The sequence below is a fragment of the Herbaspirillum lusitanum genome (assembly GCF_046025995.1).
In the GTDB taxonomy this organism is placed as follows: Bacteria; Pseudomonadota; Gammaproteobacteria; order Burkholderiales; family Burkholderiaceae_D; genus Herbaspirillum; species Herbaspirillum lusitanum_A.
This window is the reverse complement of record NZ_JAQQFM010000005.1, coordinates 439,710-464,525: the sequence shown is the minus strand read 5'-3', so window position 1 is coordinate 464,525 and position 24,816 is coordinate 439,710. Positions and strand designations below refer to the sequence as shown.

25 protein-coding genes and 1 pseudogene are annotated in these 24,816 nt (G+C 60.0%); 18 read left to right on the top strand and 8 right to left on the bottom strand.

Annotated elements, in window-relative coordinates; translation table 11 throughout:
• Positions 1–338: 338 nt before the first annotated feature.
• Positions 339–632 (bottom strand): hypothetical protein, encoded by a 294-nt coding sequence (locus tag PQR62_RS13345; RefSeq protein ID WP_408158429.1) that lies wholly within the window; start codon positions 630–632, stop codon positions 339–341.
• A 330-nt stretch (positions 633–962) separates the two neighbouring features.
• Between PQR62_RS13345 and PQR62_RS13340 the strand changes: the two genes are divergently transcribed.
• Entirely contained in the window at positions 963–1,739 is a 777-nt protein-coding gene (locus tag PQR62_RS13340) for a YoaK family protein (protein ID WP_408158428.1), read from the top strand.
• A 145-nt stretch (positions 1,740–1,884) separates the two neighbouring features.
• Here the strand turns inward: PQR62_RS13340 and PQR62_RS13335 are convergent, their stop codons facing one another.
• Positions 1,885–2,130: a KGG domain-containing protein gene (locus PQR62_RS13335; protein WP_408158427.1), complete on the bottom strand. Its 246-nt coding sequence runs from the start codon at positions 2,128–2,130 to the stop codon at positions 1,885–1,887.
• A 453-nt stretch (positions 2,131–2,583) separates the two neighbouring features.
• Here PQR62_RS13335 and PQR62_RS13330 point away from each other — a divergent pair, with 453 nt between their 5' ends.
• From PQR62_RS13330 to PQR62_RS13315, 4 genes are all read left to right on the top strand, one after another.
• Positions 2,584–2,892 carry a hypothetical protein gene (locus PQR62_RS13330; RefSeq protein ID WP_408158426.1) on the top strand — a complete coding sequence of 103 codons (309 nt, stop codon included), beginning with the start codon at positions 2,584–2,586 and terminating at the stop codon, positions 2,890–2,892.
• A 368-nt stretch (positions 2,893–3,260) separates the two neighbouring features.
• Positions 3,261–4,019 (top strand): translesion DNA synthesis-associated protein ImuA, encoded by a 759-nt coding sequence (gene imuA / locus PQR62_RS13325; protein ID WP_408158425.1) that lies wholly within the window; start codon positions 3,261–3,263, stop codon positions 4,017–4,019.
• Positions 3,949–5,448: a Y-family DNA polymerase gene (locus PQR62_RS13320; protein WP_408158424.1), complete on the top strand. Its 1,500-nt coding sequence runs from the start codon at positions 3,949–3,951 to the stop codon at positions 5,446–5,448. The genes imuA and PQR62_RS13320 overlap by 71 nt, the downstream gene beginning before the upstream one ends.
• A gap of 83 nt (positions 5,449–5,531) precedes the next feature.
• Positions 5,532–8,819: an error-prone DNA polymerase gene (locus PQR62_RS13315; protein WP_408158555.1), complete on the top strand. Its 3,288-nt coding sequence runs from the start codon at positions 5,532–5,534 to the stop codon at positions 8,817–8,819.
• Between the two features lie 19 nt (positions 8,820–8,838).
• On the opposite strand, the gene PQR62_RS13310 is transcribed toward PQR62_RS13315, so the two are convergent.
• Positions 8,839–10,035 (bottom strand): GGDEF domain-containing protein, encoded by a 1,197-nt coding sequence (locus tag PQR62_RS13310; RefSeq protein WP_408158423.1) that lies wholly within the window; start codon positions 10,033–10,035, stop codon positions 8,839–8,841.
• Between the two features lie 245 nt (positions 10,036–10,280).
• Here PQR62_RS13310 and PQR62_RS13305 point away from each other — a divergent pair, with 245 nt between their 5' ends.
• On the top strand, positions 10,281–10,763 hold the full coding sequence (locus PQR62_RS13305) for a hypothetical protein (protein WP_408158422.1): 483 nt from the start codon (positions 10,281–10,283) through the stop codon (positions 10,761–10,763).
• A gap of 177 nt (positions 10,764–10,940) precedes the next feature.
• On the opposite strand, the gene PQR62_RS13300 is transcribed toward PQR62_RS13305, so the two are convergent.
• The 3 genes from PQR62_RS13300 to PQR62_RS13290 all read right to left on the bottom strand — a co-directional run bounded on the left by PQR62_RS13300 (position 10,941) and on the right by PQR62_RS13290 (position 13,013).
• On the bottom strand, positions 10,941–11,882 hold the full coding sequence (locus PQR62_RS13300; protein ID WP_408158421.1) for a LysR substrate-binding domain-containing protein: 942 nt from the start codon (positions 11,880–11,882) through the stop codon (positions 10,941–10,943).
• A 95-nt stretch (positions 11,883–11,977) separates the two neighbouring features.
• A complete protein-coding gene (locus PQR62_RS13295; RefSeq protein ID WP_408158554.1) occupies positions 11,978–12,745 on the bottom strand; it encodes a FadR/GntR family transcriptional regulator in 768 nt (255 codons plus the stop codon).
• A 52-nt stretch (positions 12,746–12,797) separates the two neighbouring features.
• A complete protein-coding gene (locus tag PQR62_RS13290) occupies positions 12,798–13,013 on the bottom strand; it encodes a hypothetical protein (protein WP_408158420.1) in 216 nt (71 codons plus the stop codon).
• A 278-nt stretch (positions 13,014–13,291) separates the two neighbouring features.
• Between PQR62_RS13290 and PQR62_RS13285 the strand changes: the two genes are divergently transcribed.
• From PQR62_RS13285 to PQR62_RS13260, 6 genes are all read left to right on the top strand, one after another.
• Positions 13,292–13,597 (top strand): hypothetical protein, encoded by a 306-nt coding sequence (locus PQR62_RS13285; protein ID WP_408158419.1) that lies wholly within the window; start codon positions 13,292–13,294, stop codon positions 13,595–13,597.
• The gene (locus tag PQR62_RS13280) at positions 13,594–15,027 is read left to right on the top strand and encodes an aldehyde dehydrogenase family protein (protein WP_408158418.1); all 1,434 of its coding nucleotides are present in this window, start codon (positions 13,594–13,596) and stop codon (positions 15,025–15,027) included. Before PQR62_RS13285 ends, PQR62_RS13280 begins: the two co-directional genes overlap by 4 nt.
• A 78-nt stretch (positions 15,028–15,105) precedes the next feature.
• A complete protein-coding gene (locus tag PQR62_RS13275; RefSeq protein WP_408158417.1) occupies positions 15,106–15,864 on the top strand; it encodes an SDR family oxidoreductase in 759 nt (252 codons plus the stop codon).
• Between the two features lie 62 nt (positions 15,865–15,926).
• A complete protein-coding gene (locus PQR62_RS13270; protein WP_408158416.1) occupies positions 15,927–16,199 on the top strand; it encodes a helix-turn-helix domain-containing protein in 273 nt (90 codons plus the stop codon).
• On the top strand, positions 16,183–17,385 hold the full coding sequence (locus PQR62_RS13265) for a type II toxin-antitoxin system HipA family toxin (RefSeq protein WP_408158415.1): 1,203 nt from the start codon (positions 16,183–16,185) through the stop codon (positions 17,383–17,385). Before PQR62_RS13270 ends, PQR62_RS13265 begins: the two co-directional genes overlap by 17 nt.
• Positions 17,386–17,525: 140 nt before the next feature.
• Complete coding sequence (locus tag PQR62_RS13260; protein ID WP_408158414.1) at positions 17,526–18,839, top strand: MFS transporter; 1,314 nt, start codon at positions 17,526–17,528, stop codon at positions 18,837–18,839.
• A 148-nt stretch (positions 18,840–18,987) separates the two neighbouring features.
• Here the strand turns inward: PQR62_RS13260 and PQR62_RS13255 are convergent, their stop codons facing one another.
• Both PQR62_RS13255 and PQR62_RS13250 read right to left on the bottom strand, forming a co-directional pair.
• Complete coding sequence (locus tag PQR62_RS13255) at positions 18,988–19,269, bottom strand: hypothetical protein (protein WP_408158413.1); 282 nt, start codon at positions 19,267–19,269, stop codon at positions 18,988–18,990.
• 193 nt (positions 19,270–19,462) lie between these two features.
• A complete protein-coding gene (locus tag PQR62_RS13250; protein ID WP_408158412.1) occupies positions 19,463–20,158 on the bottom strand; it encodes an SOS response-associated peptidase in 696 nt (231 codons plus the stop codon).
• Between the two features lie 206 nt (positions 20,159–20,364).
• Here PQR62_RS13250 and PQR62_RS13245 point away from each other — a divergent pair, with 206 nt between their 5' ends.
• The 6 genes and pseudogenes from PQR62_RS13245 to PQR62_RS13220 form a co-directional block, all read left to right on the top strand.
• Positions 20,365–21,873 (top strand): protein adenylyltransferase SelO, encoded by a 1,509-nt coding sequence (locus PQR62_RS13245; RefSeq protein WP_408158411.1) that lies wholly within the window; start codon positions 20,365–20,367, stop codon positions 21,871–21,873.
• A gap of 114 nt (positions 21,874–21,987) precedes the next feature.
• Complete coding sequence (msrB, locus tag PQR62_RS13240) at positions 21,988–22,386, top strand: peptide-methionine (R)-S-oxide reductase MsrB (protein ID WP_408158410.1); 399 nt, start codon at positions 21,988–21,990, stop codon at positions 22,384–22,386.
• 128 nt (positions 22,387–22,514) lie between these two features.
• On the top strand, positions 22,515–23,135 hold the full coding sequence (locus PQR62_RS13235; RefSeq protein ID WP_408158409.1) for a septation protein A: 621 nt from the start codon (positions 22,515–22,517) through the stop codon (positions 23,133–23,135).
• Entirely contained in the window at positions 23,132–23,416 is a 285-nt protein-coding gene (locus tag PQR62_RS13230; RefSeq protein ID WP_408158408.1) for a BolA family protein, read from the top strand. The genes PQR62_RS13235 and PQR62_RS13230 overlap by 4 nt, the downstream gene beginning before the upstream one ends.
• Positions 23,417–23,527: 111 nt before the next feature.
• The gene (locus PQR62_RS13225; RefSeq protein WP_408158407.1) at positions 23,528–24,307 is read left to right on the top strand and encodes a peptidylprolyl isomerase; all 780 of its coding nucleotides are present in this window, start codon (positions 23,528–23,530) and stop codon (positions 24,305–24,307) included.
• A 169-nt stretch (positions 24,308–24,476) separates the two neighbouring features.
• Positions 24,477–24,668, top strand: a pseudogene (locus PQR62_RS13220) (porin); the annotation flags it as partial.
• Positions 24,669–24,816 lie beyond the last annotated feature (148 nt).

The following is a 24,816-nucleotide window of genomic DNA, read 5'->3' as shown; positions in this document are numbered from 1 at the left end:
CTTTCCTACAGTAAAAAAATTATGATCGCTTCACGGTCTTCCAGTGATGTGAAGAACGGCGGTGAGTGGGATCCCCCCGTACTTGTCCCCCGCAAGTGCACCTGCTCATGAGATGAATGGTGAATTCCCCCGATTTGCTTTCATGGCAATACCCGCAAAATCAGTAAGAGTCAGCAAAATGAGATTCCCCCGATCTCATTAGTTTCACCCTCCCCTTTGCCGCCTGCATGTCAGGCGGCATTTTTTTGTGCGGCGCATTTGTGATGGCTCTCACTGCGCTTCCCTGCGGCGATAAAAAAGCCGGCATATGCCGGCTCTCTGCTGTCTTGACAGACTGGCTACACCAGGCTGCCCCGATGCTCATCAATGTAGAGCAAGGCATCGTCAATCGCGGTTTCACGATCCTGCCGGATTCTGTCGCATAGATGGGTTACCGGCGGCGCGCCCGGTTCGCGCGGCAGCGCTGTGTCCGGCGGCGGCGTACCGGCCAGGGTAACTGCTTCGCTCTGCACGCCGATCAGAACCACGCCGCGAAAGCCGCCGCCCTGCACCAGCTCAACGCCGGCTTGCATGCCGGGGCCGCGTACTTCTTCCAGTTGTTCGCCACCGGGCAAATCGATAGGGGTACTCATGAGACCTCCTGTAAAAATCAGAATCCATGAAAATTGCTTGTCTCTCCTGCGCGCTCCCTGCCGCTTCGAGGGCGTCATCGCGATAGCCCGATGCTGAAGAGAGTATCCTGCTGTCAGGTTAGGATTTCCCGGCCGCGAGCGACATAAGAAAGCGCCGGAATCGCGCGTAGGATGTACTGAAGCGGAGGCCGGGCCGGAAAACCTGGCCGGGCCTGGAATTTGCTCTGCCTGCTTTGAGGGGTATGGCGAGGTTCATGCAAATCCCTTTCGCAATCCGGCCCTGGCATCCAAAGTCGATCTCCATTTAATTTTTTGAAGCAGGATGGCGCCATGCCAATCAATTACCTGCGCGGGTTGACCAGCCCGGCGCGCACCGATTCCGCCAACCGCAGGCTGGGGCGTTCGCTGGCCTTTGTCGCGGGCGGCATCAATGCCGGCGGCTTTCTGGCGGTCGGGCAATATACCTCGCACATGTCGGGCATTGTTTCCGCGCTGGCGGATAACCTGGCGCTGGGCGACTTGCTGCTGGTGTTCGCCGGTTTTGCTTCGCTGCTGGCTTTTCTGACGGGAGCGATGACCTCTTCGCTGCTGATCAACTGGGGGCGAAGTCACCGGCTGCATAGCGAATACGCCATGCCGCTGCTGCTGGAGGCGGGGCTGCTGCTGGGCTTCGGCATCCTCGGCAGCAATCTGGAAAATCATCGGCTGCTGTTCGTGCCGACCACGGTGGTGCTGCTGTGTTATGTGATGGGCTTGCAGAACGCCATGATCACCAAAATTTCAAAGGCCGAGATCCGCACCACCCACGTCACCGGCATCGTGACCGATATCGGCATCGAGCTGGGACGGCTGTGCTACTGGCGCATGGCGCAGAGCAAGCCGGCCGATCACCCCGGCGGAGCCGACACGCCACCGGCGCTGAACCGCAAGAAATTCACGCTGCTGACCTCGCTGCTGCTGATGTTTTTCATCGGCGGGCTGATCGGTGCGCTGGGCTTCAAGCACATCGGTTTTACAGCCACCATCCCGCTGGCGGCGACGCTGTTCCTGCTGGCCATCGTACCGCTGATCGATGATCTGACCCGGCATCCGCATCTTCCGCAATGACATTAGATTCAATGACTTGAATCATCCATTGCACAGCAAGAAAAAAGGCGCCTTCGCGCCTTTCTTGTCTTTCTACTTTCTTGTCTTTCTATTTACTCACCGGCATTGATTAATCACTGATGCAGCCGGCCTTCACCACAAAGACTTAACGCGGGGTGCTGCCGGTGTTGGTACTGCTGGTGCTGTTGGCGTTGTTGGTGTTGTTCTTGCCATGGCTGTTGAGGCCTCCCTTGCGTCCCGCTTCGCGTGCTTCGGCCGAACTGAACTCGTGCGCAGAACCCTTCAGATGCGCTGCCTTGCCGCCTGCACTGGCAATCTGACGCTGTCTTTCCGGATCCATCGCTGCGAAACCGCGATTGCTGCTGCCATTCGGATTTTGTTGATTTGCCATATTTCCGCTCCTTTAAGTGTTGAAGGGGTCTTGCGAACCCGGCATGCCCTGCCACTTCAGCTTGACGGCAACCATGAACGGGGAGGATGAGCGAACGCTCCGGCGATCGTTGATCAAAACGGATCGACGGCGATCGACCGGTGCCTGTGCAATCCGAGGCAGCAATCACTCATCCATGTGATGCAGTGTAGAAAGCGTGGCGCACTAGATGTATAGGCGTAGCCCGTCTATCCATGTAGGCCTTCGCCGTAGGACATGCGGGATTCGCTGAAGATGAGCTTGTGAGGGATGCAAGCCCGGGGCCAAGCTCATCAATTGCCGCCTACACCGCCGACGGACAAGCCCTACGCAGTGAAGAGGCAGGCACCGATGCAGAAGAAGCAACGATAGGACTACTCTCAAGGCTGCTTCGATGCATGGGCATTGAGAGCAAATACATGACTGGAGATAGATATGTCGAACCAAAATCAACCTGGCAATCGCAATCCCGCTCAACCACAGCAAGATCAGCAGAACCAGCAAAACAAACAGCAGGATCAGCAATCCTCCCAGCAGCAACAATCCGCACAACCCGGCAGCAATCAGCAACATGGCCAACAAGGCAATAATGCGAATCGCGACAAGCAGCAGCAACAAAGCGACTCCTCCGGCCAGCAACACGGTTCCAGCGACAATTCATCAGGCAATCGCGCCGGTAATGCAGGCAATGCCGGGAACGCTCAGCAGAATCAGCAAGGTTCGCAGCAAAAGAACCAGAAATAAATTGCCGGAATCAGCGGCGCCAGGTTGAGTTCCGTGGCAACCACGCTTCTGATATCGGCCTGACGTATTCGCTGAATGCCGCCTGATAGCGGCTATCCGATACGGCAAGCGATGCATATTGACGACCGGGAGCACTCCTGACTTCCGCGACGGCCGCCCTCTGCAGGGCGGCCTTTTTGTATCCGCTCGCATGCGCTATGAACGCCTGCAAGCAGCCGCCAGGGCAGCGCTTAAGACAGGCGCTGCATGTTTGCTGTAGCGATATTTCCGCCCTCGCATAAATACTGTATATTTATACAGTTATCGTGTTTTTCATGCCGGCTCCTGCTTTGACCTCTTGGTCAGCCTGGCCGGCGTCGTATCCAGCCATGTCTTTATCCTCGCCAAGCTCAACGCTGCCCGCACCTGAAGAGATTCATCCCGCCTTGTGGATGGCCTCGCAGCTGGCGCGCGGCCGTGCACAAGGAGTGGAAACCGGCTTCGATGCGCTCTCGGCCGAACTGCCGGAACGCGGCTGGCCGCCCGGCATGCTGATCGAACTGCTGCTGCCGCAAGCCGGCATCGGTGAATTGCGGCTGCTGCGGCCGGCCTTGGGCGGCTTGCCCTGCGCCGGCGCAAGCAGGCCCGGCGCCCGCCCAAACCCAGGCCGCATTGCGCTACTACAGGCGCCGCACAGGATCAATGCGCCGGGCTGGGCCAGGCTAGGCATCGCGCCCTCACGGCTGCTGCAATTGCACGCCGACAAGGCCAGCGATGCCTGGTGGGCGGCCGAACAGGTCTTGCGCGCCGACAGTTGCCGCGCACTGCTGCTGTGGCAGACGCAAATCCGCAGTGACGCTTTGCGCCGACTGCATCTGGCAGCGCAAAGCGGCAGCACCTTGTTTTTCATGCTGCGGCCGCTCACCTGCGAGCGCGATGCCTCGCCGGCGCCGCTGCGGCTGGCGCTAAGGCCGGCCGCCGATGGCATTGAAGTACGTTTCCTGAAACGGCGCGGACCGCAACGCGATACGCCGCTGTTCATTCCCCTGTCACCCTCACCCAATCTCTTGCATCGCCATGTCCCTGTGGATCGCCGTACACCTGCCGTTTCTGCCGCTGGAAGTGTTCCGACCGAATTGGTTGAATGACACGGCCATGGTGGTCTTCGAGCGCGACCGCGTCAGCGCCGCCTCGGCTCTGGCACGCGCCGACGGTGTGAGCGAAGACATGCGGCGCGGCGGCGTACAGTTGCTGTCGCCGCAGGCGCTGCAGCATGAACGCGATGTCTTGCGTGAAAGCGCAGCGCTGGAAGAAACCGCGCTGGCGCTGCTGCAATACACGCCGCAGGCGACACTGGCCGAAGATGCCTGTGTGCTGCTGGATATCGGCGCCAGCCTGCGGCTGTTCGGCGGCATCCGCGCGCTGTGCCGGCGGGTGCAGGCCAGCGTGGCGCGGCTGGGTTTCACCATCTCGCTGGGTTGTGCGCCGACCGCCGCCGGCGCCTGGCTGCTGGCGCGTTCCGGCGTACTGCAAGTGCGGCGGGTGCTGCGCCTGCCGCGTCTACAAGCACGCCTGAATCAATTGCCGCTGGGCCTGCTGAGCGCCGCCACGCCCTATCTTGAATGGCTGCACGGCATCGGCTGCCGTCAATTGGGCCATCTGCGCCGTTTGCCGCGCGCCGGCCTGCAACGCCGCTGCGGCAAACCCTTGCTGCAGATGCTGGATCAGGCCTACGGTGCGGCGCCCGAATTGCATCAATGGATCAGCGCGCCGCCCTCCTTTCATGCCCGGCAGGAGTTGCCGGATCGCATCGAGCAGGCCGAGATCCTGCTGGCCTATGCCCGGAAACTGCTGGAACAGATGTGCGGCTGGCTGAGCGCACGCCAGCTCGCGGTGAAGCAGATCGTGCTTCAGATGGAGCATGAACGCGGACGACAGGCCGTCGCGCCGACCGTGATCACGCTGACGCTGGCCGACGCCATCTGGCAGGACACCCATCTGACGCAATTGCTGAAAGAACGCCTGGCCCGCACCGAGTTGCAGAAGCCGGCCATCGCCATGAGTCTGAGCGCCGGGCGGGTGGAAAGCATGCAGCTCGCCAGCGACGCCTTGTTCCCGGAACCGGGCGGCACGCCGGAAGATCATCATCGCCTGATCGAATTGCTGACTGCACGGCTGGGTCCGGAGCATGTCTTGCAGGCAGCGCCGCTGGCCGATCATCGGCCGGAAGTGAGCAATCGCTGGCAAAGCGTGACGGATCTCAGCAGCACCCGCGCCGCCGCGCTGCCTTCGGCGCCGTCGGCCTTGCCGCCGCGTCCGCTGTGGCTGCTGGAACAACCTATCCCTCTGCGTCTGCGCCAGCACAAACCTTTTTACGGCACGCCCCTGCACATGGTCTCGACGGCCGAACGCATCGAAGCCGGCTGGTGGCAGGAGCAGCAAACCACGCGCGACTATTACGTGGCCTGCGACGAGCGCCATGTGCATTACTGGATCTTCAAGGAATGGCGGCGCGACGCGCATCAGGAACATGCGCACACTGAGCCGCACTGGTTCCTGCACGGCTTGTTCGCTTAAGGCATCCGGGACTCAGCATGCAGCGATCATCCGACTCTCCATGGCAATCGTCCTTGCCGTTCTTTGGCGCCGGCGCCGACGGCATGGCGCCAGGCTCGCCGTATGCCCTGCCCGACTATGCCGAGCTGTATTGCCGCACCAATTTCAGCTTCCTGCAAGGCGCTTCGCACGCAAAAGAACTGGTCCGGCAAGCCATCGTTCTCGGCTACAAGGCGCTGGCGATCACCGATGAATGCACGCTGGCCGGCGTGGTGCGCGCCTATGCCGAACTCAAGCAGATCAAAGACCAGGCCATCAAAGACGAACGGCCGCCGCCTGATTTTGCGCTGATCATCGGCAGTTGCTTTCGCCTGAGCTGCGGCACGCCTGACATCACACCGGATCAGCGGGAAGAAACAGCCGCTCACCCTCTGGCCGCCATGACCCTGGTCGCGCTGGCAAAAAACCGTGAAGGTTACGGCAATCTGTCGGAACTGATCACGCGTGGCCGCACGCAGGCGCCCAAGGGCAGCTACCTGCTGCGGCCGGAAGATTTCAGCGATCCGCCGCCTTCCTTGTCGCATCTGCGCGGCTTGCCCGATTGCCAGTTGATTCTGGTGCCGGACTACCCGGCCGATGCCGCCATGCTGGATGCGCAGCTGCGCTGGTTCAAGGCACTGTTCGGCGCACGCGGCTGGCTCGGGCTGACCCGCCTCAAGCGCCCCTTCGACGAGCTGCATCGCGGTTTGCTCGAAGAAGCCGCTGTGCGTCATGGTTTGCCGCTCACGGCGGTAGGCGACGTCCAGATGCATGTGCGCACGCGCAAGCATCTGCAGGACGTGCTGACCGCAATCCGGCTGGGCAAGCCGGTGCATGAGTGCGGCTACGAACTGGCGCCCAATGCAGAACGCTATCTGCGCAAACGGATGACGCTGGCGCAGCTGTTTCCCGCGCCGTCGCCAGTACTCGCCGAATCGCTCAGAATTGCCGCCGGCTGCAGTTTCGACCTCGGCACGCTGCATTATGAATATCCGGATGAACTGGTGCCGCTGGGCATGACGCCGGCCGGCTATCTGCGCCAGGAAGCCCTGGCCGGCGCGCAAAAACGTTACCGCAACGGTGTGCCCGGTGAGGTGCTGCAGCAAATCGAAGCTGAACTGGAACTGATCGCCCACAAGCAATACGAAGCCTATTTTCTGACGGTCTACGATCTGGTGCGTTTTGCCCGATCCAAGGGGATTTTGTGCCAGGGGCGCGGCTCGGCCGCCAACTCGGCGGTCTGCTATTGCCTGCACATCACTGAAGTCGATCCCGTGCACAGCCAGTTGCTGTTTGCCCGCTTCATCAGCCGCGAACGTAATGAACCACCGGATATCGATGTCGATTTCGAACATCAGCGGCGCGAAGAAGTGATCCAGCACATCTATCGCAAATACGGCCGGCGCCGGGCCGCGCTGGCGGCAGCGGTACACAGCTACCGGCCGCGCGGCGCGCTGCGCGAAGTCGGCAAGGCACTGGGGGTGGATCCGGCGATTGTGGACACCGTCGCCAAGTCGCAGCACTGGTTCGACAGCCGCGAGGAATTGCTGGCGCGCTTCGTCGAATCCGGGCTGGATACCGAACTGACCGAAGTCCGTCTATGGGCGCATCTGACCGGCGAACTGGTGACGTTTCCGCGCCATCTGTCGCAGCACACCGGCGGCTTCGTCATCGCCCGGGGGCAATTGTCGCGCCTGGTGCCGATCCAGAACGCGGCGATGGAAGAGCGCTCGGTGATTGAATGGGACAAGGACGATCTGGAGTCGCTCAATCTGCTCAAGGTCGATGTGCTCGCGCTGGGCATGCTGACCGCGCTGCGCCGCACCTTCGAACTGGTCAGTCTGCGACGCGGCTTGCCGGCAGTGATGGCGATGCAGGACATTCCGCGCGACGACAAGAAGACCTTCGAGATGATCTGTGAGGCCGACACCATAGGCGTGTTCCAGATCGAAAGCCGCGCGCAGATGAGCATGCTGCCGCGCATGCAGCCACGCGAACTTTACGATCTGGTGATTCAGGTGGCCATCGTGCGGCCGGGGCCGATACAGGGCGGCATGGTGCATCCGTATCTGGAAAGGCGTGAGATGCAGCGCAATGGCGTTGGGATTGACTACCCCGACGACGGCAAGTCCAGCGGCAGAATCAAAAAAGCGCTGGAGCGCACGCTGGGCGTGCCGATCTTCCAGGAACAAGTGATGCAGGTGGCGATAGTCGCAGCCGACTACACGCCCGGAGAAGCAGACAATCTACGCCGTTCAATGGCGGCGTGGAAACGCAAAGGCGGTCTGGGCGAACATGAAAAACGTATCGTCCAAGGCATGACGAACAACGGTTATTCAGCGGAATTCGCCAACAAAATATGCAAGCAGATCCAAGGTTTCGGCGAATACGGCTTCCCTGAAAGCCATGCCGCCAGCTTCGCCCTGCTCACCTATTTCAGCAGCTGGCTCAAATGCCATGAGCCCGAAGCCTTCCTGTGCGGCCTGCTCAACAGCCAGCCCATGGGTTTCTATTCACCCTCGCAACTGATCCAGGATGCGCGCCGGCATGCCGTCAAGGTGCTGCCGGTGGATGTCATGTACAGCAACTGGGAATCCACGCTGGAAACGCTACCGCATACCCCGGAAGCCAGCGACGACAAGGCGCGTCCGGCGGTGCGGCTGGGCATGAGCCTGCTGCGCGGCATGAGCGCGGAGCAGGCGCTGCGAATCGAAACGGCGCGCGCCGAGCATCATTTCAGCGATGTGGCCGAGATGGCGCAGCGCGCTCAGCTGGACCGCCACGCGCTGGAAGCGCTGGCGGCCGGCAATGCCCTGCTGGCGCTGGCCGGCAACCGGCATCAGGCCTTGTGGCATGCGGTCGGCGCCGTACCCGACAAGGATTTGCTGCGTCCGGCGCCGCGTACCGACGATGCGGTGGACTTCAAGCCGCCATCGGAAGGCGCGGAAATCCTGAGCGACTATCGCGCCATGAATCTGACGCTGAACCGCCATCCGCTGGCCCTGTTGCGGCCGCGCCTGCAAAAGATGCGCTTTTTGACCGTGGAGCAGATGAATACGCTGCTGGACAAGCAATTCGCCAGTTGCTGCGGCATCGTCACCGTGCGCCAGCGCCCCGGCACCGCCAAGGGCGTGATTTTCATGACGATAGAAGATGAAACCGGCTCGGCCAACGTCATCATCAAGCCGGCCTTGCTGGAGCGGCAACGCAACGAAGTATTGAACGCCCGCCTGCTGGGCGTCTACGGCATCTGGCAAAACGTGAGCAAGGTACGCCATCTGGTGGCGGGACGGCTGGTCGACCGCACCGATCTGCTGGGAGAGCTGCAACCGCGCAGCCGGGATTTCTTTTGAAGTTGATGGAGGAGCCGACTTAAACCGCCCGCACCGCGCGCGCGGGCGACAGGCAATAAGAATCGCGGCCTTCCGCCTTGGCGCGATACAAGGCCATATCGGCCAGATGAATCAGCGAATCCCAGCTCTGCACCTCGTTCGGCTGCAATACCACCAGACCAACGCTGATGGTCACCGCCTGAGCATGATCGAAAACCTGGGCGCGCACCGCATCGACCAGCCGCTCGCCGATGCGACTGGCTTCCTGCTGATCCAGCCCGGGAAACACGATGCAGAACTCCTCGCCGCCATATCGGCCCAGCACATCCTGCTCGCGGCAATTCTGACGCAGTGTGGCCGCCACCGTGGCCAGCACCCGGTCGCCGACCAGATGGCCGAAGCTGTCGTTGATCTTCTTGAAATGGTCCACATCGATGAAGGCCAGCGTCAAGGTATGGTGCTGATCGATGGCCGCCTGCAGCGCGCGCTCGCCGACGTTGACCAGCTCGCGCCGGTTGAGCGTGCCGGTCAGCACATCTTCGGTGGCCAGCCGGTGCTTGTCGGCCACCAGACGTTCGAAATACAGCAGCAGCAAGCCCGCCGTGAGCAACAGGCTGCCGCCCAGCGGAATCAGATAAATCAGCCAGACGCCGAAAGAAGTGATCGTGGCCGGTTCGAACTGCACCGGATTGATCGTTATCAGGACGATACGCAGCGCGTAAGAAGCAAACAGGATAAAGCCGGCAAAGCAGGCCATCAGCATGCCAAAGGTGCGACTCGCATAAGGTTTGGCCTGCGGCCCCGATACCCCACGCATCATTTCCACCAGATACAGCAGGAACATCAGCTCCAGGCTGGGTACTGTGACGTATGAGCGCTTGGTAAAACTGGCGCCGCTGAACAGGAGATAAGCGAATAATGCTGAGTAGAACAGAACCAGGAACAACGCCCAGAAACTGACGCGCCGCATGTAGAACGCGCGCAGGCCGCACCAGACGGCCACGCTTCCGGCATACAGAGAGGAATAGCCGAGCAGCCAGGCAAGATTGCGTGAAAGGCTGGGCGGCGAGTAGGCGTTGAGCACCACCAGCACCAGTCCGAAACCGACCAGCACCCCGGACAAAGCCCAATAGCGTGTATATTTTTCAGCCGGCGTGGTGAAGAACACCCCCGCCATGATGACGCTGCTGCAAAGCTGAACTATTGCCAGTGCGACACCGGCTGTGATTGCATCCATCCGAACAAACCTACGCACTTGCGAGCAAAAAAAGAAGCGATAGTTTAACCGATTGGTATGACAACTTTTGCAATTCGATCTGCTCGCCGGCAACGCACAAAGACACTCCCGGCTTCAGGCACGACGCCAAAACCATCCTCCGGCAAATGCTGACACTTTCTTTACAAGTGCAAATATGGGAGGGATCCGGCAACTAAGCGGCTGCCAAAGCGGTCTTCCTTACTCGACTTACAAGAAAGAGGCTTATGACAACAACATTTAAAACAGCAATCAAGCTTTCCTCCCTGGCGCTCGCCACCGCCGCTTCGCTGGGCATGGCTCAACTGGCCCACGCACAGCAACCGGGTGATCGCGACCATGGCCCGCAACATGGCGGACCGCAAGCCGAACAGCGTCGTGAAGGTCCGGGCGCGCAAGGTGGTCCCGGCGGGCCGGGTGGCCCAGGCGGCGACCGTCATTATGATTTCCGCGACAGCGACCGTCAGAAGCTGCGCCAGCATTACAGCAAGGACATCAAGCGCGTCGATCGCGGCCATCGCCCCGATTTCCGCCCGGGTCAACCGCTGCCGCCGGACTATCGCGGCCGCATCAAGCCGGTGCCGCAAAGCGTGCGCCGCGGTCTGCCGCCGCCACCTAGCGGCTACCAGATGGGTTACTACGGCGGCTACACCGTGGTGTATGACCCGGTGACGTTCACCGTGCTGCAAGTGCTGGATATCCTGCGCTGACCGCAGCAGAACCAAGGCGGCATTGATGTCGCCGCCTTCAGGGCGTGCATTGAATGCCCTGCCAGTTGCAAGCATCGGCACGCAATAGCAAGCAGTAACTGAAAACGGCATGCAGATCGCTCTGCATGCCGTTTTTGGTTTGTCACAACGACTGGCTGCGGCCAGACACTGCCGAATTCATTCCCGCTTCAGCAATTGCGTATGCTGCCAGCGCCCCTTGCGGCAAAGGTCGTCGGTCACATCCAGCACCAGCTTCTCGACCGCTGCGGCGGCAATCGTCAGCGGAATGTTCTTGGACGCGCACAAGGCCAGTGTACGGGTGATGCGTTCACCTCCGATGGCATGCGCCACCATGTCGCCGCGTTCGATATCGGACAGCAGCGGCGCCACCGGCAAAATGGTCGCGCCGATATCGGCCAGGATGGCCGACTTCAGAATCGCCACCGAATTGATCTCGATCACATTTTCCAGCGTCATGCCCTGCGCCCGCACGATGTTCTCGATGCGGGGCCGCACGCCGTGTTGCAGCCCGGGCAGAATCAGCGGCGCCTCGATCGCCTTGGCCAGCGACACCGGCTTGCGCCCGCTCACGCCGAAGCGCGACTTGGCGCAGGTGATGTACATCATCTCTTCCTCTATCATCGGCGTGCTGGCGAACGGCGATAGCTGGCCGTCGTCGAACAGCACCGCCAGATTGATGCGGCCCGACTTGAGCTGGGTGATCAGATTACCGGTCAGCTCCTCCGTCAATTGCAGAGTGATTTCAGGATAGGTCGAGCGCACCGCCGTCAGCAGCGGCAAGGCCAGCGCATTCGACACGCTTTGCGGAATGCCCAGCGCCACCGTGCCCGACGGCTTGTCGGTTGACTGCGCCACCGCCGATTTGGCGTCCTGCACTTGTTTCAGAATCGCCTGCGCATGTTCGTAAAAGGTCTTGCCTGCATCGGTGGCAATCACGCCCTGGGCCGAGCGATGCAGCAGTTGCGCATCCATCTCTTCTTCCAGCTGATGAATCTGCTGGGTCAGCGCCGGCTGCGCGATATGCAGCACGCGCGCCGCGCGCGACAGAGAACCGTGATCGACGATGGCGACGAAATATCGCAGCTGACGCAATTCCATGAATAAAGGATTCCAGACTTGTTAATTGTTTTGACAGGCTGAGGCGCCTGCGCTTGGCATTGTTGTGTCGCCTGCGTGAAAGGCCGGTGTGAGCTTCACAAGCCGGGCCGGCTATTGAACATGCGCGTGCGGGCATTTTCAATATGCCCGCGCATGGCGCGCCGCGCGCCTTCGGCGTCCTGCGCCCTGATCAGGTTGAAAATCTGGCGGTGCTCGTCCATGGCGTCCTGGCTGCGCTTCCAGGGTTCGATATGCACCAGATGGCGCAGCATGTTGACGGCGTGGCTGACGTCGTATTCCAGTGTCTTGAGTACCTGCACGAAACGCAGATTGGCGGTCGCCATCGCAATCGCCTCATGGAAGCCGTAATCCAGATGGTGGCCGATGCCGCCCACCGCATTGACTTCTTCGAAGCCGCTCAGCAGCTTGTCCATGTGTTCCAGATCCTTGTTGTTCCGGCGCAAGGCGGCCATGTAGGCGCACTCCGGCTCGATGACCAGACGCAGCTCCAGACCATTCATGATGTGGCCGATGCGCCCCGCCGGATCGGCATCTTGCGGCGTTGCGGCAAGCCCCGGCTTTTCCTTCACATAGGTACCGGAACCACGGATCGAATCGACCAGCTGATCCTCGCGCAAGCGATCCAGCGCCTGCCGCACCACTGGCCGTGAGACGTCGAACAAGGTCGCCAGATCATTCTCGGACGGCAGCTTGCTGCCGACTGCGATGCGGCCTTCAACGATGGCGTGAAACAGGTTTTCATAGACACGTTCGGCAAAGCGCTCAGGCCGCACCGGACCGAGGCCGGCAGCGGTCAGCGCGAGAATTTCAGACGAGCCGGGTGCGGATTTCAAGCTGAACACTTTGGCGCCGCCGGCGGCGTCAAGCGCCTTGCTCGTGAGGTCGGCACCATGATCAAGCGACGCCGGAGTTGCATTTTTTGTCGCCTGAGGCTGGGTCGATTTGCGCATGCAAGGTCTCCGCTGCTGGTGTGGATGGCGTCCTGCCGCAACTGATGCGCAGGCGCTGTCTGAATTTTTTGATGTGAATATCTGCTCGGTTGCCGGCGCGATTTTCAGCTTTCTGAAGGCCGCTTTCCATCGAAATTCGCTGCATTGCAATACGCGACATGCCGGGCAACTTTCCGACGCTGCGCCTGCACTAGCCGCATGGTAACGGAATTGTGCGCACTACGGCCAGCTCCAGAAAGACAACTCGCAAACAACTTCAGATGAATTAGTAAATTTTATTGACATCTTTTAATGCCTCCCTTAGATTGAAAAAAAGCGTCGCGTCCGGGCTTGCCTTCCGCAAGCCGGACGCCGACACATAACAACGACAGGAGACCACAGCGATCCGCCCTTGGCGGTCTTGCGCCTTCTGCCGTCCATCGCAGAAACGGGACGCACATGAAACGCTTCAAGTTCTTCTCTACCCTGACCCGCCTGTTCGGCAAAGCCGAGCCCCGTTCGGTCATCGTCGATCTGCGCCAGTCCTTGCTGGCGAAATCGGAAGCCGGACGGCTGAGCGTCGCCCGGCGCACCGCTCACACAACGCCGAAACAGGGTCTGACCGACCTGTTTCAAGCAGCATCAGGTCTGGTTCCGAATCCATTGAAGTCCGGCAGCATAGGCGACTTCAAACATCCCTCCTCTGCACATTCCGGCCACAGCCCCGGATTTATCGATACTCACGAAAGGATTTCCCGCTCATGAAACAGCACTTCATCAATAACCGCTGGACCGCGCCGGCCTCCGGCGAAAGCATCCCGGTGGTCGATCCCTCCGACGGCAAGACTTTCGATGAAATCGCACGCGGCAACGCGCAGGACATCGAACTGGCGGTCAAGGCTGCGCGCGCATCCTTTGAAGGCGCATGGGGCAAGCTGAGTGCAGCCGAACGCGGCCGCCTGATGATGAAGCTCTCGCTCAAGCTGCTGGAACATCAGGAAGAACTGGCGCAGCTGGAAGGCCGCGACTGCGGCAAGCCGATGAAGCAGGCGCGCGCCGACGCCGCTGCCATCGCCCGCTATTTCGAGTTCTACGCCGGCGCCGCCGACAAGCTGCATGGCGAAACCATTCCCTACCAAAGCGGCTATACCGTGCTCACGCTGCGCGAGCCGCATGGCGTGACCGCGCACATCGTGCCGTGGAATTATCCGATGCAGATCTTCGGCCGCTGTGTCGGCGGCGCACTGGCGGCCGGTAATACCTGCGTGGTCAAACCGGCGGAAGACGCCTGCCTGTCGATCCTGCGCGTGGCGGAACTGGCAGCCGAAGTCGGCTTCCCGGAAGGCGCCATCAACATCGTCACCGGCTACGGCCATGAGGCCGGCGACATTCTGGTCAAGCATCCCGACATTGATCACGTGTCTTTCACCGGCTCGCCCAATATCGGCAAAGTGGTGGTGCGCGCCGCCGCCGAGCATCACACGCCGGTGACGCTGGAGCTGGGCGGCAAGTCACCGCAAGTGGTATTCGACGATGCCGATTTCGACGCCATGCTGCCGGTGATCGTCAACGCCATCATTCAGAACGCCGGCCAGACCTGTTCCGCTGGCAGCCGCCTGCTGGTCCAGCGCAGCGCCTATGAAAAAGTGCTGGAGCGCGCCGGTGAAGCCTTTTCAAAACTGCGCGTCGGTTCTTCGCAGATGGATCTGGATTGCGGCCCGCTGATCCGCAAGACGCAGCAGGAACGCGTCGCCGGTTTCCTGAGCGATGCACGCTCGGACAATATCGCCATCGTGGCGCAAGGCGTGATCGATCCCAGGGCCCCGGCCAGCGGCTATTACCAGGCGCCGACCCTGCTGCGCGACGTGCCCTTCCAGCATCGGCTGGCGCAGGAAGAAGTATTCGGCCCGGTGCTCTCGGCCATGGCCTTCGAGGATGAAGCCGAAGCCATCCGCCTTGCCAACGGCACCGATTTCGGCCTGGTAGCCAGCGTCTGGACGCGCGATGGCGGACGCCAGATGCGCATGGCGCGCGCCTTCCGCAGCGGCCAGGTGTTCATCAACAATTACGGTGCAGGCGGCGGTGTGGAATTGCCGTTCGGCGGCGTCAAGGCCAGCGGCCATGGTCGCGAAAAAGGCTTCGAGGCGCTGTACGGTTTCACGGTACTGAAGACCATCGCCATCAAGCACGACTGACAAAAACAAAGACGCGGCCGGTTCGCAAATGCAAGCGCACCGTGCCGGCAGAAACTTATTTATTCACAAGGAGACATCATGCGTTTGAAAGATAAAGTGGCCATCGTTACCGGCGGCGGTTCAGGCTTCGGCGAAGGCATTGCCAAGACTTATGCACGTGAAGGCGCGCGCGTCATGGTGGCCGACATCAGCGAAACCGGCGGCCTGCGCGTGGTGGAAGAAATCAAGAAGGCCGGCGGCCAGGCGGAGTTCGTCAAGACCGACGTCTCCAAACGCGCCGACATGGATGCCATGCTGGCGGCCACGCTGAAGGCCTTCGGCGGCTGCGACATCGTGGTCAACAATGCCGGCACCACGCACCGCAACCGCCCCATGCTGGAAGTCACGGAAGAAGAGTTCGATCGCGTGTATGCGATCAACGTCAAGAGCATCTTCCTCAGCGCGCAAACGTTCGTGCCGCATTTCCGCCAGGTCGGCGGCGGCTGTTTCATCAATATCGCCTCCACCGCCGGTATCCGTCCGCGTCCCGGCCTGACCTGGTACAACGGCAGCAAGGGCGCCGTCATCGTCACCAGCAAGTCGATGGCCGGCGAACTGGGTCCGGACAATATCCGCGTCAATTGCGTCAACCCGGTGATTTCCGCCACCGGTCTGCTGACCGAATTCATGGGCGTGCCCGACACCCCTGAAAATCGCAAGAAGTTCGTCGCCACGATTCCGATGGGGCGTTTTTCGGAAGCCGAGGACATTGCCAACGCCTGCCTGTATCTGGGTTCGGACGAAGCGAAGTTCGTCACCGGCGTATGTATTGAAGTCGACGGCGGACGTTGCGTTTGATGAAATGTGCAATATTTTGCCCAAATAATTGAATTTAATTTTATTTGTGCTAAATTTTGCACATGAATACCTTAGCCATCGCCCAACTCATCACGACCAGGCGCCGCCAGCTCGGCCTCACACAGGCCGAGCTGGCAAACCGCGCGCAAATCGGCCGACGCACCTTGATCGAACTGGAAGGGGGCTCCGGCGCCAATGACATCGGCTACCGCAAACTGGAGCGCATCCTCAATGCAGTCGGATTGTCGATCACGATCACCGACACGCCCAAACGCCCGACCGAGTCGGAGTTGAGCGCCCTCTTTGCCGAAGACGAGGATGATGATGAAGCCTGAAGCGCCGAAACGGCTCAAACATCTTCATGTGCATACCAGCCAGGGACCGGCCGGACAACTTACGCGCGAATCCCAGTTCGTATTCGGCTACCGCACGGAAGACCCGGCTTGCGAGATCAGCCTGACGATGCCGCTGCGCGCGCAAACCTACGCGTCAAATCTCCTGCCCGGCGTGTTGCGCCAGAATCTTCCCGAAGGTTATTTGCTGGACTGGCTCCATGCGCACTTCGGCAAGACCATGAAGATGGACGATTTCAATCTGCTGGCACTGGTCGGCGCCGATACGATCGGCCGCGTCAGCGTCAATATCGATGACAATCCTTCTGTGCCTATCAAGGCCGAAGATCTCTCGGCGCTGCTGGCCTGGAAAGGCAGCGAAAGCCTGTTCGATCACCTTACGCAAAAGTACGCCGCCACCTCGGGAATTTCAGGCGTGCAACCCAAGGTGCTGGTTTCCGCCTACGGCGGGAAGGACACGGTCGAAAAAGGTCACATGAAGGACCGCAACCTCATCATCAAGGCCAGCGGCGCAGACTATGACGGCCTGGCTGAAAATGAATACCACTGCATGAGCATGGCCAGGCTGGCAGGCATTGAGGTTCCGCTGTTCTGGCTGTCCGACAACCGGGAAGTATTCGTCATCGAACGCTTCGATATCGACGCCGCAAACGACCGCTATCTGGGGTTCGAAGACATGACAGCCCTCACCGGTAGGCAGAACCGTGAAAAATACGATTCCAGCTACGAAAATATCGCCAAGGCCATCGACATTTTCACCAGCGCAATCCACAAGACACCATCGCTGACCAGTTTCTTTCAGGCCCTGACGCTCTCAGTCGCGGTACGCAACGGCGACGCGCACTTGAAGAACTTCGGCCTGCTGTACTGCACGCCTCAGACGCACGACGTGCGACTTTCACCACTTTACGACGTGGTATGCACCACCGCCTACCTGCCCAGGGACACGCTGGCATTGAAGATGAACAAGGCCAAGTCATGGCCGACCCGCGCAGAGCTGATTGAATTCGGCAAGGCGCATTGCCAGCTGGACCGACCGCAGGAAATCATCGACCGCGTCATTGATGTCGTCAGGTCCTACTCAGCGAATATTGAACCCGGCCCCATCTGGACACTCATGTATCCGGAAATAGTGAAAGGAGCCTCCAGCATTGGCGTTCCAAGCTGACGCAGCAATGCATTGACAATAAAGCCGCCGCTACTACAATGCAGGCACCGCCGGGCCGCCGCCACATGACAACCATCAAAAGCAAGGCTCGAGCAGGTGCACAACATAAAAATCCATAACGAGATATACAGGAGTGAGACATGAGCTACAACGCAGGCGCCACCGCCTCGCCCGGCAGCAGTCAGGCCACCTTTGAAGACGCCACCTATACCAAAGTCACCTGGCGGCTGCTGCCGCTGCTGTTCCTGTGCTACGTGGCCTCTTATCTGGATCGCGTCAACGTCGGCTTCGCCAAGCTGCAGATGCTCTCCGACCTGAAGTTCAGCGAAACCATCTACGGCCTCGGGGCCGGCATCTTTTTCATCGGCTATTTCATCTTTGAAATTCCGAGCAACATGATTCTGCACAAGGTGGGCGCGCGCATGTGGATCGCCCGCATCATGATCACCTGGGGCATCATCTCCGGCGGCATGGCTTACGTCACCACGCCGGAAATGTTCTACCTCATGCGCTTCCTGCTGGGTGTGGCCGAAGCAGGCTTCTTCCCCGGCGTGATCCTTTACCTGACCTACTGGTATCCGGCCGAGCGCCGCGGCAAGATCACTGCATTGTTCATGACCGGCATCGCGCTCTCTGGCGTGATCGGCGGCCCCTTGTCGGGCTGGATCATGCATGCCATGCCTGGCATCTGGGGCCATACCGGCTGGCAATGGATGTTCATTCTGGAAGCGATTCCTTCGCTGATCCTGGGCGTGCTGGTGATCGCCTACATGAAGGACCGCATCCGCGACGCCACCTGGCTGAGTGAAGATGAAAAGAAGCTGCTGGAATCCAAGATCAGCGCGGAAGAAAGCCAGAAAGAGCATCAGTCGCTATCGGCCATGTTCTCCAACGGCCGTGTCTGGCTGGGTGCGCTGATCTACTTCTGCTTCGTGATGGGCCTGTATGGCGTGAGTTTCTGGCTGCCGACCATCATCAAGACCACCGGAGTGACTGACCCGCTCAACGTCGGCCTGCTGACCGCGATCCCCTACGCCTTCGCCGCCGTGACGATGGTGCTGGTCGGCCGCAGCGCTGACGCCCGCCGCGAGCGCCGCTGGCACGTTGCCATCCCAGCCTTCTTCGGCTGCGTGGGCCTGCTGGCGTCGACCGTGTACGACCACAACACCACCATGGCGATGGCATCGCTGACGCTGGCCAGCATGGGCATTCTGACCACGCTGCCGCTGTTCTGGAGCTTGCCGACGGCCTTCCTGTCGGGCACCGCCGCCGCCGCCGGTATCGCGCTGATCAACTCGCTGGGCAACCTGGCCGGTTTCGTCAGCCCCTTCCTGGTGGGCTGGCTGAAGGACACCACCCAAAGCACCAATGCCGGCATGTATGTGCTGGCGGTGTCGCTGGTGATCGGCGGTCTGCTGACGCTGACTTTACCGGCCAGACTGGTGAACAAATAAGTAAGCAAATACGCACCAGCTCGGCGACGGAGTACCGATGCGTCTGTCGCAGCCTCTGCACCTCCGCGCCGACACAAAAACGCCAGACCGCAACCCGGTCTGGCGTTTTTGTTTGTGGCTTGCACGACGAATTTACTGTCCCGCTGACTTAACGCAAGCCGCTGCGATCCGGCGCCAGCATTTCCTGCAAGGCCGCCGCCACAGCCTGTGCGTGGGTCATCTCGGGATGCGCTGCTTTCTGCAAGGCGATCAGACGGTCTGCTTCGTCGCGCACGCCGTGGCACATTTCAGTCAGTCGCCGCGTCAGTTCCAGATAGCCTGAGGGATCCTGCAAGGCAGGCCTGCGCCAGGCAAAATGTTGCAGCCACATGCGATCAAGCAGATAGACGATGGCGGCGGCAGCGGCCATGAACAGCAGGTATTCAAGCATGAGGGTCAGCGCTTGTCGCGTTTTGAGAAACGAGGATATTGGGAGCTGCGCGGCTTTCAGGCTATCGCAAAAGCGCGAAAGATGAAGACGAAAAAAAAGCGCCGTCACGGGCGCTTTTGCTTTGATGCCATCAATCCCTCAGCCGGGCACGAACAATCCAGACGGCAAGCGACGCCGAAAATCAGGACAACTATCAGGCATAGATGCCTGCAGGCTCAATCAGCCCTTGCCCGTGCGCCTCGACCGAGTTGACTGCAGAGGACACCCGATACCACTTGAGGTCGCTGTGGCTGACGATGGCATTGCGCGAGGCGATCGTATAAGCCTGTTCAGGCTTCAGATCGGGATTCATCCAGTCGCGCGCATTTTGCGCCGACAGCACCACCGGTGCGCGGTTTTCGCTAGACACGGTGCCGCCGGTGCCGTTGTCCGTCAGCAGCATGAAGCCGTTGCCTTCCTGGCCGGCATGGTGCGGATGATAATTGCAGACCGCCGCCAGATACAGCGGCAGACCGCTCTTGCCGGTGACGTACCAGGGTTGGCGTTCGCCCTCTTCCTCGGTCCATTCGAACCAGCCTTTGACGGGCACGATGACGCGGCCGTGTTCCAGCAGATCGCGATAGCGCGGATGTTCCACATCACGGCATTTGAGCCGGGTCGAACCGGCCAGGCCGCGTTCCTTGGCCCAGTCCGACTGGCACTCCCAGCGCACCAGATCGGCGGTCGGCTTGCCGTCGATCACCCGGAACACCAGACGCTCAAGACGCGGCGCGGCATTGAAGGACGGCCAGTCGGCCTGGGCCGCAATCAGGCGCAGGCTGCGGCTATGCCATCCCAGCAGGCCGGCATACATCAAAACGTCGTCAGGTTGGGATATCCGGCTGCACATGCGTAAATCTCCGATGGGGTGATGCCGTCCGGGATATCAAAAGGCGCGAAAGACGATATGGACGGTCAGAACTGAGTGGATAGTGACGCCACTGTAAAACCTTGCCCGGCGGCAGCCTATCGGGAAATTCCTGAGATCGGCCCGGTCCGATCTGCCGATCTCTGTCAAAATGGCAGATTGATGCCGAACAGCCTGGACTTCACCTGATGCAGGACACCAACTCAAGCACTTTGCCCCTGGCGGCGCTCAGCAGCGCACAGTTGCAATTCGCCAATCGCTTTGCCGATCTGCCGCCGGCGTTTTACACGCGCCTGCAACCGACGCCGCTGCCGGCGCCTTATCTGGTGGGCTTCAGCGCCGATGCCGCACGCAGCATCGGTTTGAAAACGCCTGCCGCAGACGACCAGCACTTTCTCGATCTGTTCACCGGCAACCTCATTGCGTCCGGTTCGCAACCGCTGGCGGCCGTCTATTCGGGCCATCAGTTCGGACAATGGGCCGGCCAGCTCGGCGACGGCCGCGCGATTTCCATCGGCGACCTGGCAGCGGCAGACGGCAAGGGACGTATCGAGCTGCAATTGAAAGGCTCGGGCAAAACGCCCTATTCGCGCATGGGCGACGGCCGCGCCGTGCTGCGTTCGTCGATACGCGAATTCCTATGTTCGGAAGCCATGGCCGCGCTCGGCATTCCGACCACCCGCGCCTTGTGCGTGACCGGTTCGGATCAGCGCGTGTTACGCGAAACAGCAGAGACCGCTGCGGTGGTGACGCGCATGGCGCCCAGCTTCATCCGCTTCGGCTCCTTCGAGCACTGGTATTACAACCAGCGCCACGACGATCTGAAGATTCTGGCCGATGCCGTGCTGGCGCAGCTTTATCCGGAATTGCTGGACAGCGCCAATCCCTATGCCGCGCTGCTCAAAGAGGTCACGCGCCGCACCGCGCATCTGATGGCGCACTGGCAAGCGGTTGGCTTCATGCATGGCGTGATGAATACCGACAACATGTCCATCCTCGGCCTGACGCTGGATTACGGCCCCTTCGGCTTCATGGAGGCCTTTGACGCCAATCACATCTGCAATCACACCGACCAGCAAGGTCGCTACTCGTATCAGATGCAGCCCAAGATCGGCCAGTGGAACTGTTTCGCGCTGGGTCAGGCGATGCTGCCGCTGATCGGCAGCGTGGAAGAGACCGAGGCCGCGCTGGGCGAGTATCAGGCGCAATTCGAACTCAGGCATGCGCAGCTGATGCAGGCCAAGCTGGGGCTGCGCAGCACGCAGGCCGAGGACGGCACGCTGCTGGACGCTATGTTCGCAATCCTGCAAAACAGCCATGTCGATTTCACCAGTTTCTTCCGTCAGCTAGGCAATCTGCGCATCGACGATACGGCTTCCGATGAAGCGCTGCGCGACCTGATCATCGACCGCCAGGCCTTCGACGCCTGGGCGCTGCAATACCGCGCCCGCCTGCGTCTGGAAAACAGCGAAGACGCGACGCGCAAACTTGCAATGGATGCAGTCAACCCCAAGTACGTGCTACGCAATTATCTGGCCCAGGTCGCCATCGACAAGGCGCAAAACAAGGATTTCTCGGAAGTGGAACGTCTGCTGCAGATCTTGCAGCAGCCTTTCGATGAACAGCCGGAGTTTGATCGCTATGCCGACCTGCCGCCGGACTGGGCCAGCCATCTTGAGGTCAGTTGCTCGTCCTGATCAAGCCGGATGCAATCCGCAGGCTTGCAGTATGCTTCAGCATGTTTTTGTTTTACCCGGCTTTCCATGCGGAAAGCCAGTTTGAGTAACCGGATTACCAAGCGGAGTACAACCATGTCGACACCCAAAGTTCAGAAAACCGATGCCGAATGGCGTGAGCAACTCGATTCAACCGAATACCAGGTCACCCGTCACGCCGCCACCGAACGCGCCTTCACCGGCCGTTACTGGGACCATCATGAACACGGTACTTACACTTGCGTCTGCTGCAATACGCCGCTGTTCACGTCGGACGCCAAGTTCGATTCGGGCTGCGGCTGGCCCAGCTATTTCGAACCCATCGATCCGGCCAATGTGAGCGAAAAGAAAGACACCAGCCACGGCATGATTCGCATCGAAATCATTTGCAATGTCTGCGATGCTCACCTCGGCCATGTATTTCCCGATGGCCCGCCGCCGACCGGCCTGCGCTACTGCATCAACTCTGCTTCGCTGCGCTTCGATCCGGCCTGAGGCGAATGCCGCCGGGCCGCGCGCGAGATGCTGTAGCATTGCGCCTTGGCGGAAATTCCCTCGTGTTTTTAAACCGGCCGGTACGGATGGCGACATTCCCGGCCTTTTGAAGAAAAGAAATATAAGCAATGAAGTTTCTGTTCGACCTGTTCCCGGTCATCCTCTTTTTCGGCGTATTCAAACTGGCCGAGTCGCATCCGACCGAGTCGCTGCAACTGGCCAGCGATCTGCTGTCGAACTTCATGTCGAGCGGCCCGATCACCGCACAGCAAGCGCCTATCCTGCTGTCGACAGCGGTCGCGATCGTCGCCTCGATTGCGCAGATCGTTTATCTGCTGGCGCGGCGCCGCAAGGTGGACGGCATGCTGTGGGTTTCGCTGGCCATCATCGTGGTCTTCGGCGGCGCCACCATTTATTTCCGCGATGAAAACTTCATCAAGTGGAAGCCGACCATTCTGTACTGGTGCTTCGGTCTGGCGCTGCTGTTCAGCCAGCTGTTCATGAAGAAAAACCTGATCCGCGTGATGATGGAAAAACAGATCAGTGTGCCCGATTTCATCTGGCCGCGTCTGAATGTGGCGTGGATCATTTTCTTCGCCTTCATGGGCTGCCTGAACCTGTACATCGCCTTCAATTACCAGATGGATACGTGGGTCAACTTCAAGCTGTTCGGCAGCATGGGGCTGATGTTTGTCTTCATCATCGGGCAGACCCTGTTCCTCAGCAAATACATGAAAGACGCTGAATGAGCACCGCCGATGCGCGCCCCGCGCTGATCCGCGAGCGCCTGCTTGCAACTTTCTCACCGGAGCAATGTCAGGTAGAGGACGAATCTGCTCTGCATGCCGGTCATGCAGGCGCAGCTTCAGGCGGCGGGCACTACAGGATACGAATTGTTTCAACTGTGTTTGAAGGTAAAAATCGCTTGAATCGCCATCGGCTGGTGTATGATTGCCTGTCCGATCTGATGCATCAAGAGATACACGCGCTGGCAATCGCAGCGCTGACGCCATCAGAGGCGAGCCACTGACACCAACAATAATAGATTGACGCCTTATCCTCTCCCGGTTTTCCATTCCCCCTTTTTACAAATTCAGGCCTCTCTACGCCCCTTTTAATCCCTCTTTTTAGGATTCGAATAATGACATTCAAAAAACCTGCACGTCTGCTGGTGCTGCTGTTCGCAGTTGCTGCTATTCCCGCTTTTGCTCAAAACCTGGCTGTCGTGAACGGCAAGAACATTCCTTCCTCGCGCGCTGACCTGATGGTCAAGCAAATGACCTCCCAAGGTCAGCAAGACACGCCTCAGCTGCGTGGCGCGATCAAGGAAGAACTGATCAACCGCGAAATCCTGATGCAAGAAGCCGACAAGCAAGGTCTGAGCAACAGCTCCGACGTCAAGGCTCAGCTGGAACTGGCACGCCAGTCCATCGTGATCCGCGCCCTGATCGGCGACTACCTGAAGAAGAATCCGGTATCGGATGCAGACATCAAGGCTGAGTACGACAAGTTCAAGGCGCAGGCCGGCGACAAGGAATACCATGCACGCCACATCCTGGTGGACAAGGAAGAAGATGCCAAGGCGATCATCGCCAAGCTGAAGGCTGGCACCAAGTTTGAAGATCTGGCCAAGCAATCGAAGGACACCGGTTCGGCTGCCAACGGCGGCGATCTGGACTGGGCAACGCCAGCCTCCTTCGTCAAACCGTTCTCGGACGCGATGGTTGCGCTGAAGAAGGGTGACATCACCGAAACTCCGGTCAAGACCCAGTTCGGCTACCACGTGATCAAGCTGGAAGACGTGCGCGCCGCCAAGGTTCCGACCCTGGAAGAAGTGAAGCCGCAAATCGCTGAAGCGCTGCAACAGAAGAAGCTGCAAGCGTATCAGGAAGAACTGCGCAAGAAGGCCAAGGTGCAGTAATACTGCCCTGATGCCGCATCAGCGCTGATCGCTCAGGCGGCAGCGCACAGTTCAGATACCCGGCCGGGATTTCCCCCGCCGGGTATTTTTTTTCGGACGTCCGTTGGCATCCCAAGGCCATGCCTGCGCGTAGTTGTCGGCGTATGACACAGTCACCATCAGCGGCGTCGGCAATGTCGGCGATGGCAAGCGCTATGCACTAGTTGGGGTGGCCGAGTACGCTCTCTCCAAGCGCACTCAGCTGTACACCACGATCGACTACAACAAGGCCAAGGACGCCGGCGCGTATGAGCTGCCGGGCCAGGCTGCGGGCAAGGACAATGTCACCAGCGTAGGCGTCGGCATCCGCCATATTTTCTGATCGGGCTTAAATAAAGATAAAGCAGTTGCGGCCGCTCGGCGGCAACTGCCTGAAGCTCCGCTTGCTTCAGAATGCCGGAAAACAAAAAGCGCAGTTCCTTCCCGGAACTGCGCTTTTTTGTTTGGCCCTGCACATCAGGCGGGCGGCA

Bases quoted from the DNA above. Each gene is read 5' to 3' on its own strand.
- PQR62_RS13345 (WP_408158429.1), bottom strand. From the start codon at position 632: ATGAGTACCCCTATCGATTTGCCCGGTGGCGAACAACTGGAAGAAGTA.
- PQR62_RS13340 (WP_408158428.1), top strand. From the start codon at position 963: ATGCCAATCAATTACCTGCGCGGGTTGACCAGCCCGGCGCGCACCGAT.
- PQR62_RS13335 (WP_408158427.1), bottom strand. From the start codon at position 2,130: ATGGCAAATCAACAAAATCCGAATGGCAGCAGCAATCGCGGTTTCGCA.
- PQR62_RS13330 (WP_408158426.1), top strand. From the start codon at position 2,584: ATGTCGAACCAAAATCAACCTGGCAATCGCAATCCCGCTCAACCACAG.
- imuA (WP_408158425.1), top strand. From the start codon at position 3,261: ATGTCTTTATCCTCGCCAAGCTCAACGCTGCCCGCACCTGAAGAGATT.
- PQR62_RS13320 (WP_408158424.1), top strand. From the start codon at position 3,949: ATGTCCCTGTGGATCGCCGTACACCTGCCGTTTCTGCCGCTGGAAGTG.
- PQR62_RS13315 (WP_408158555.1), top strand. From the start codon at position 5,532: ATGGCGCCAGGCTCGCCGTATGCCCTGCCCGACTATGCCGAGCTGTAT.
- PQR62_RS13310 (WP_408158423.1), bottom strand. From the start codon at position 10,035: ATGGATGCAATCACAGCCGGTGTCGCACTGGCAATAGTTCAGCTTTGC.
- PQR62_RS13305 (WP_408158422.1), top strand. From the start codon at position 10,281: ATGACAACAACATTTAAAACAGCAATCAAGCTTTCCTCCCTGGCGCTC.
- PQR62_RS13300 (WP_408158421.1), bottom strand. From the start codon at position 11,882: ATGGAATTGCGTCAGCTGCGATATTTCGTCGCCATCGTCGATCACGGT.
- PQR62_RS13290 (WP_408158420.1), bottom strand. From the start codon at position 13,013: ATGTCGCGTATTGCAATGCAGCGAATTTCGATGGAAAGCGGCCTTCAG.
- PQR62_RS13285 (WP_408158419.1), top strand. From the start codon at position 13,292: ATGAAACGCTTCAAGTTCTTCTCTACCCTGACCCGCCTGTTCGGCAAA.
- PQR62_RS13280 (WP_408158418.1), top strand. From the start codon at position 13,594: ATGAAACAGCACTTCATCAATAACCGCTGGACCGCGCCGGCCTCCGGC.
- PQR62_RS13275 (WP_408158417.1), top strand. From the start codon at position 15,106: ATGCGTTTGAAAGATAAAGTGGCCATCGTTACCGGCGGCGGTTCAGGC.
- PQR62_RS13270 (WP_408158416.1), top strand. From the start codon at position 15,927: ATGAATACCTTAGCCATCGCCCAACTCATCACGACCAGGCGCCGCCAG.
- PQR62_RS13265 (WP_408158415.1), top strand. From the start codon at position 16,183: ATGATGATGAAGCCTGAAGCGCCGAAACGGCTCAAACATCTTCATGTG.
- PQR62_RS13260 (WP_408158414.1), top strand. From the start codon at position 17,526: ATGAGCTACAACGCAGGCGCCACCGCCTCGCCCGGCAGCAGTCAGGCC.
- PQR62_RS13255 (WP_408158413.1), bottom strand. From the start codon at position 19,269: ATGCTTGAATACCTGCTGTTCATGGCCGCTGCCGCCGCCATCGTCTAT.
- PQR62_RS13250 (WP_408158412.1), bottom strand. From the start codon at position 20,158: ATGTGCAGCCGGATATCCCAACCTGACGACGTTTTGATGTATGCCGGC.
- PQR62_RS13245 (WP_408158411.1), top strand. From the start codon at position 20,365: ATGCAGGACACCAACTCAAGCACTTTGCCCCTGGCGGCGCTCAGCAGC.
- msrB (WP_408158410.1), top strand. From the start codon at position 21,988: ATGTCGACACCCAAAGTTCAGAAAACCGATGCCGAATGGCGTGAGCAA.
- PQR62_RS13235 (WP_408158409.1), top strand. From the start codon at position 22,515: ATGAAGTTTCTGTTCGACCTGTTCCCGGTCATCCTCTTTTTCGGCGTA.
- PQR62_RS13230 (WP_408158408.1), top strand. From the start codon at position 23,132: ATGAGCACCGCCGATGCGCGCCCCGCGCTGATCCGCGAGCGCCTGCTT.
- PQR62_RS13225 (WP_408158407.1), top strand. From the start codon at position 23,528: ATGACATTCAAAAAACCTGCACGTCTGCTGGTGCTGCTGTTCGCAGTT.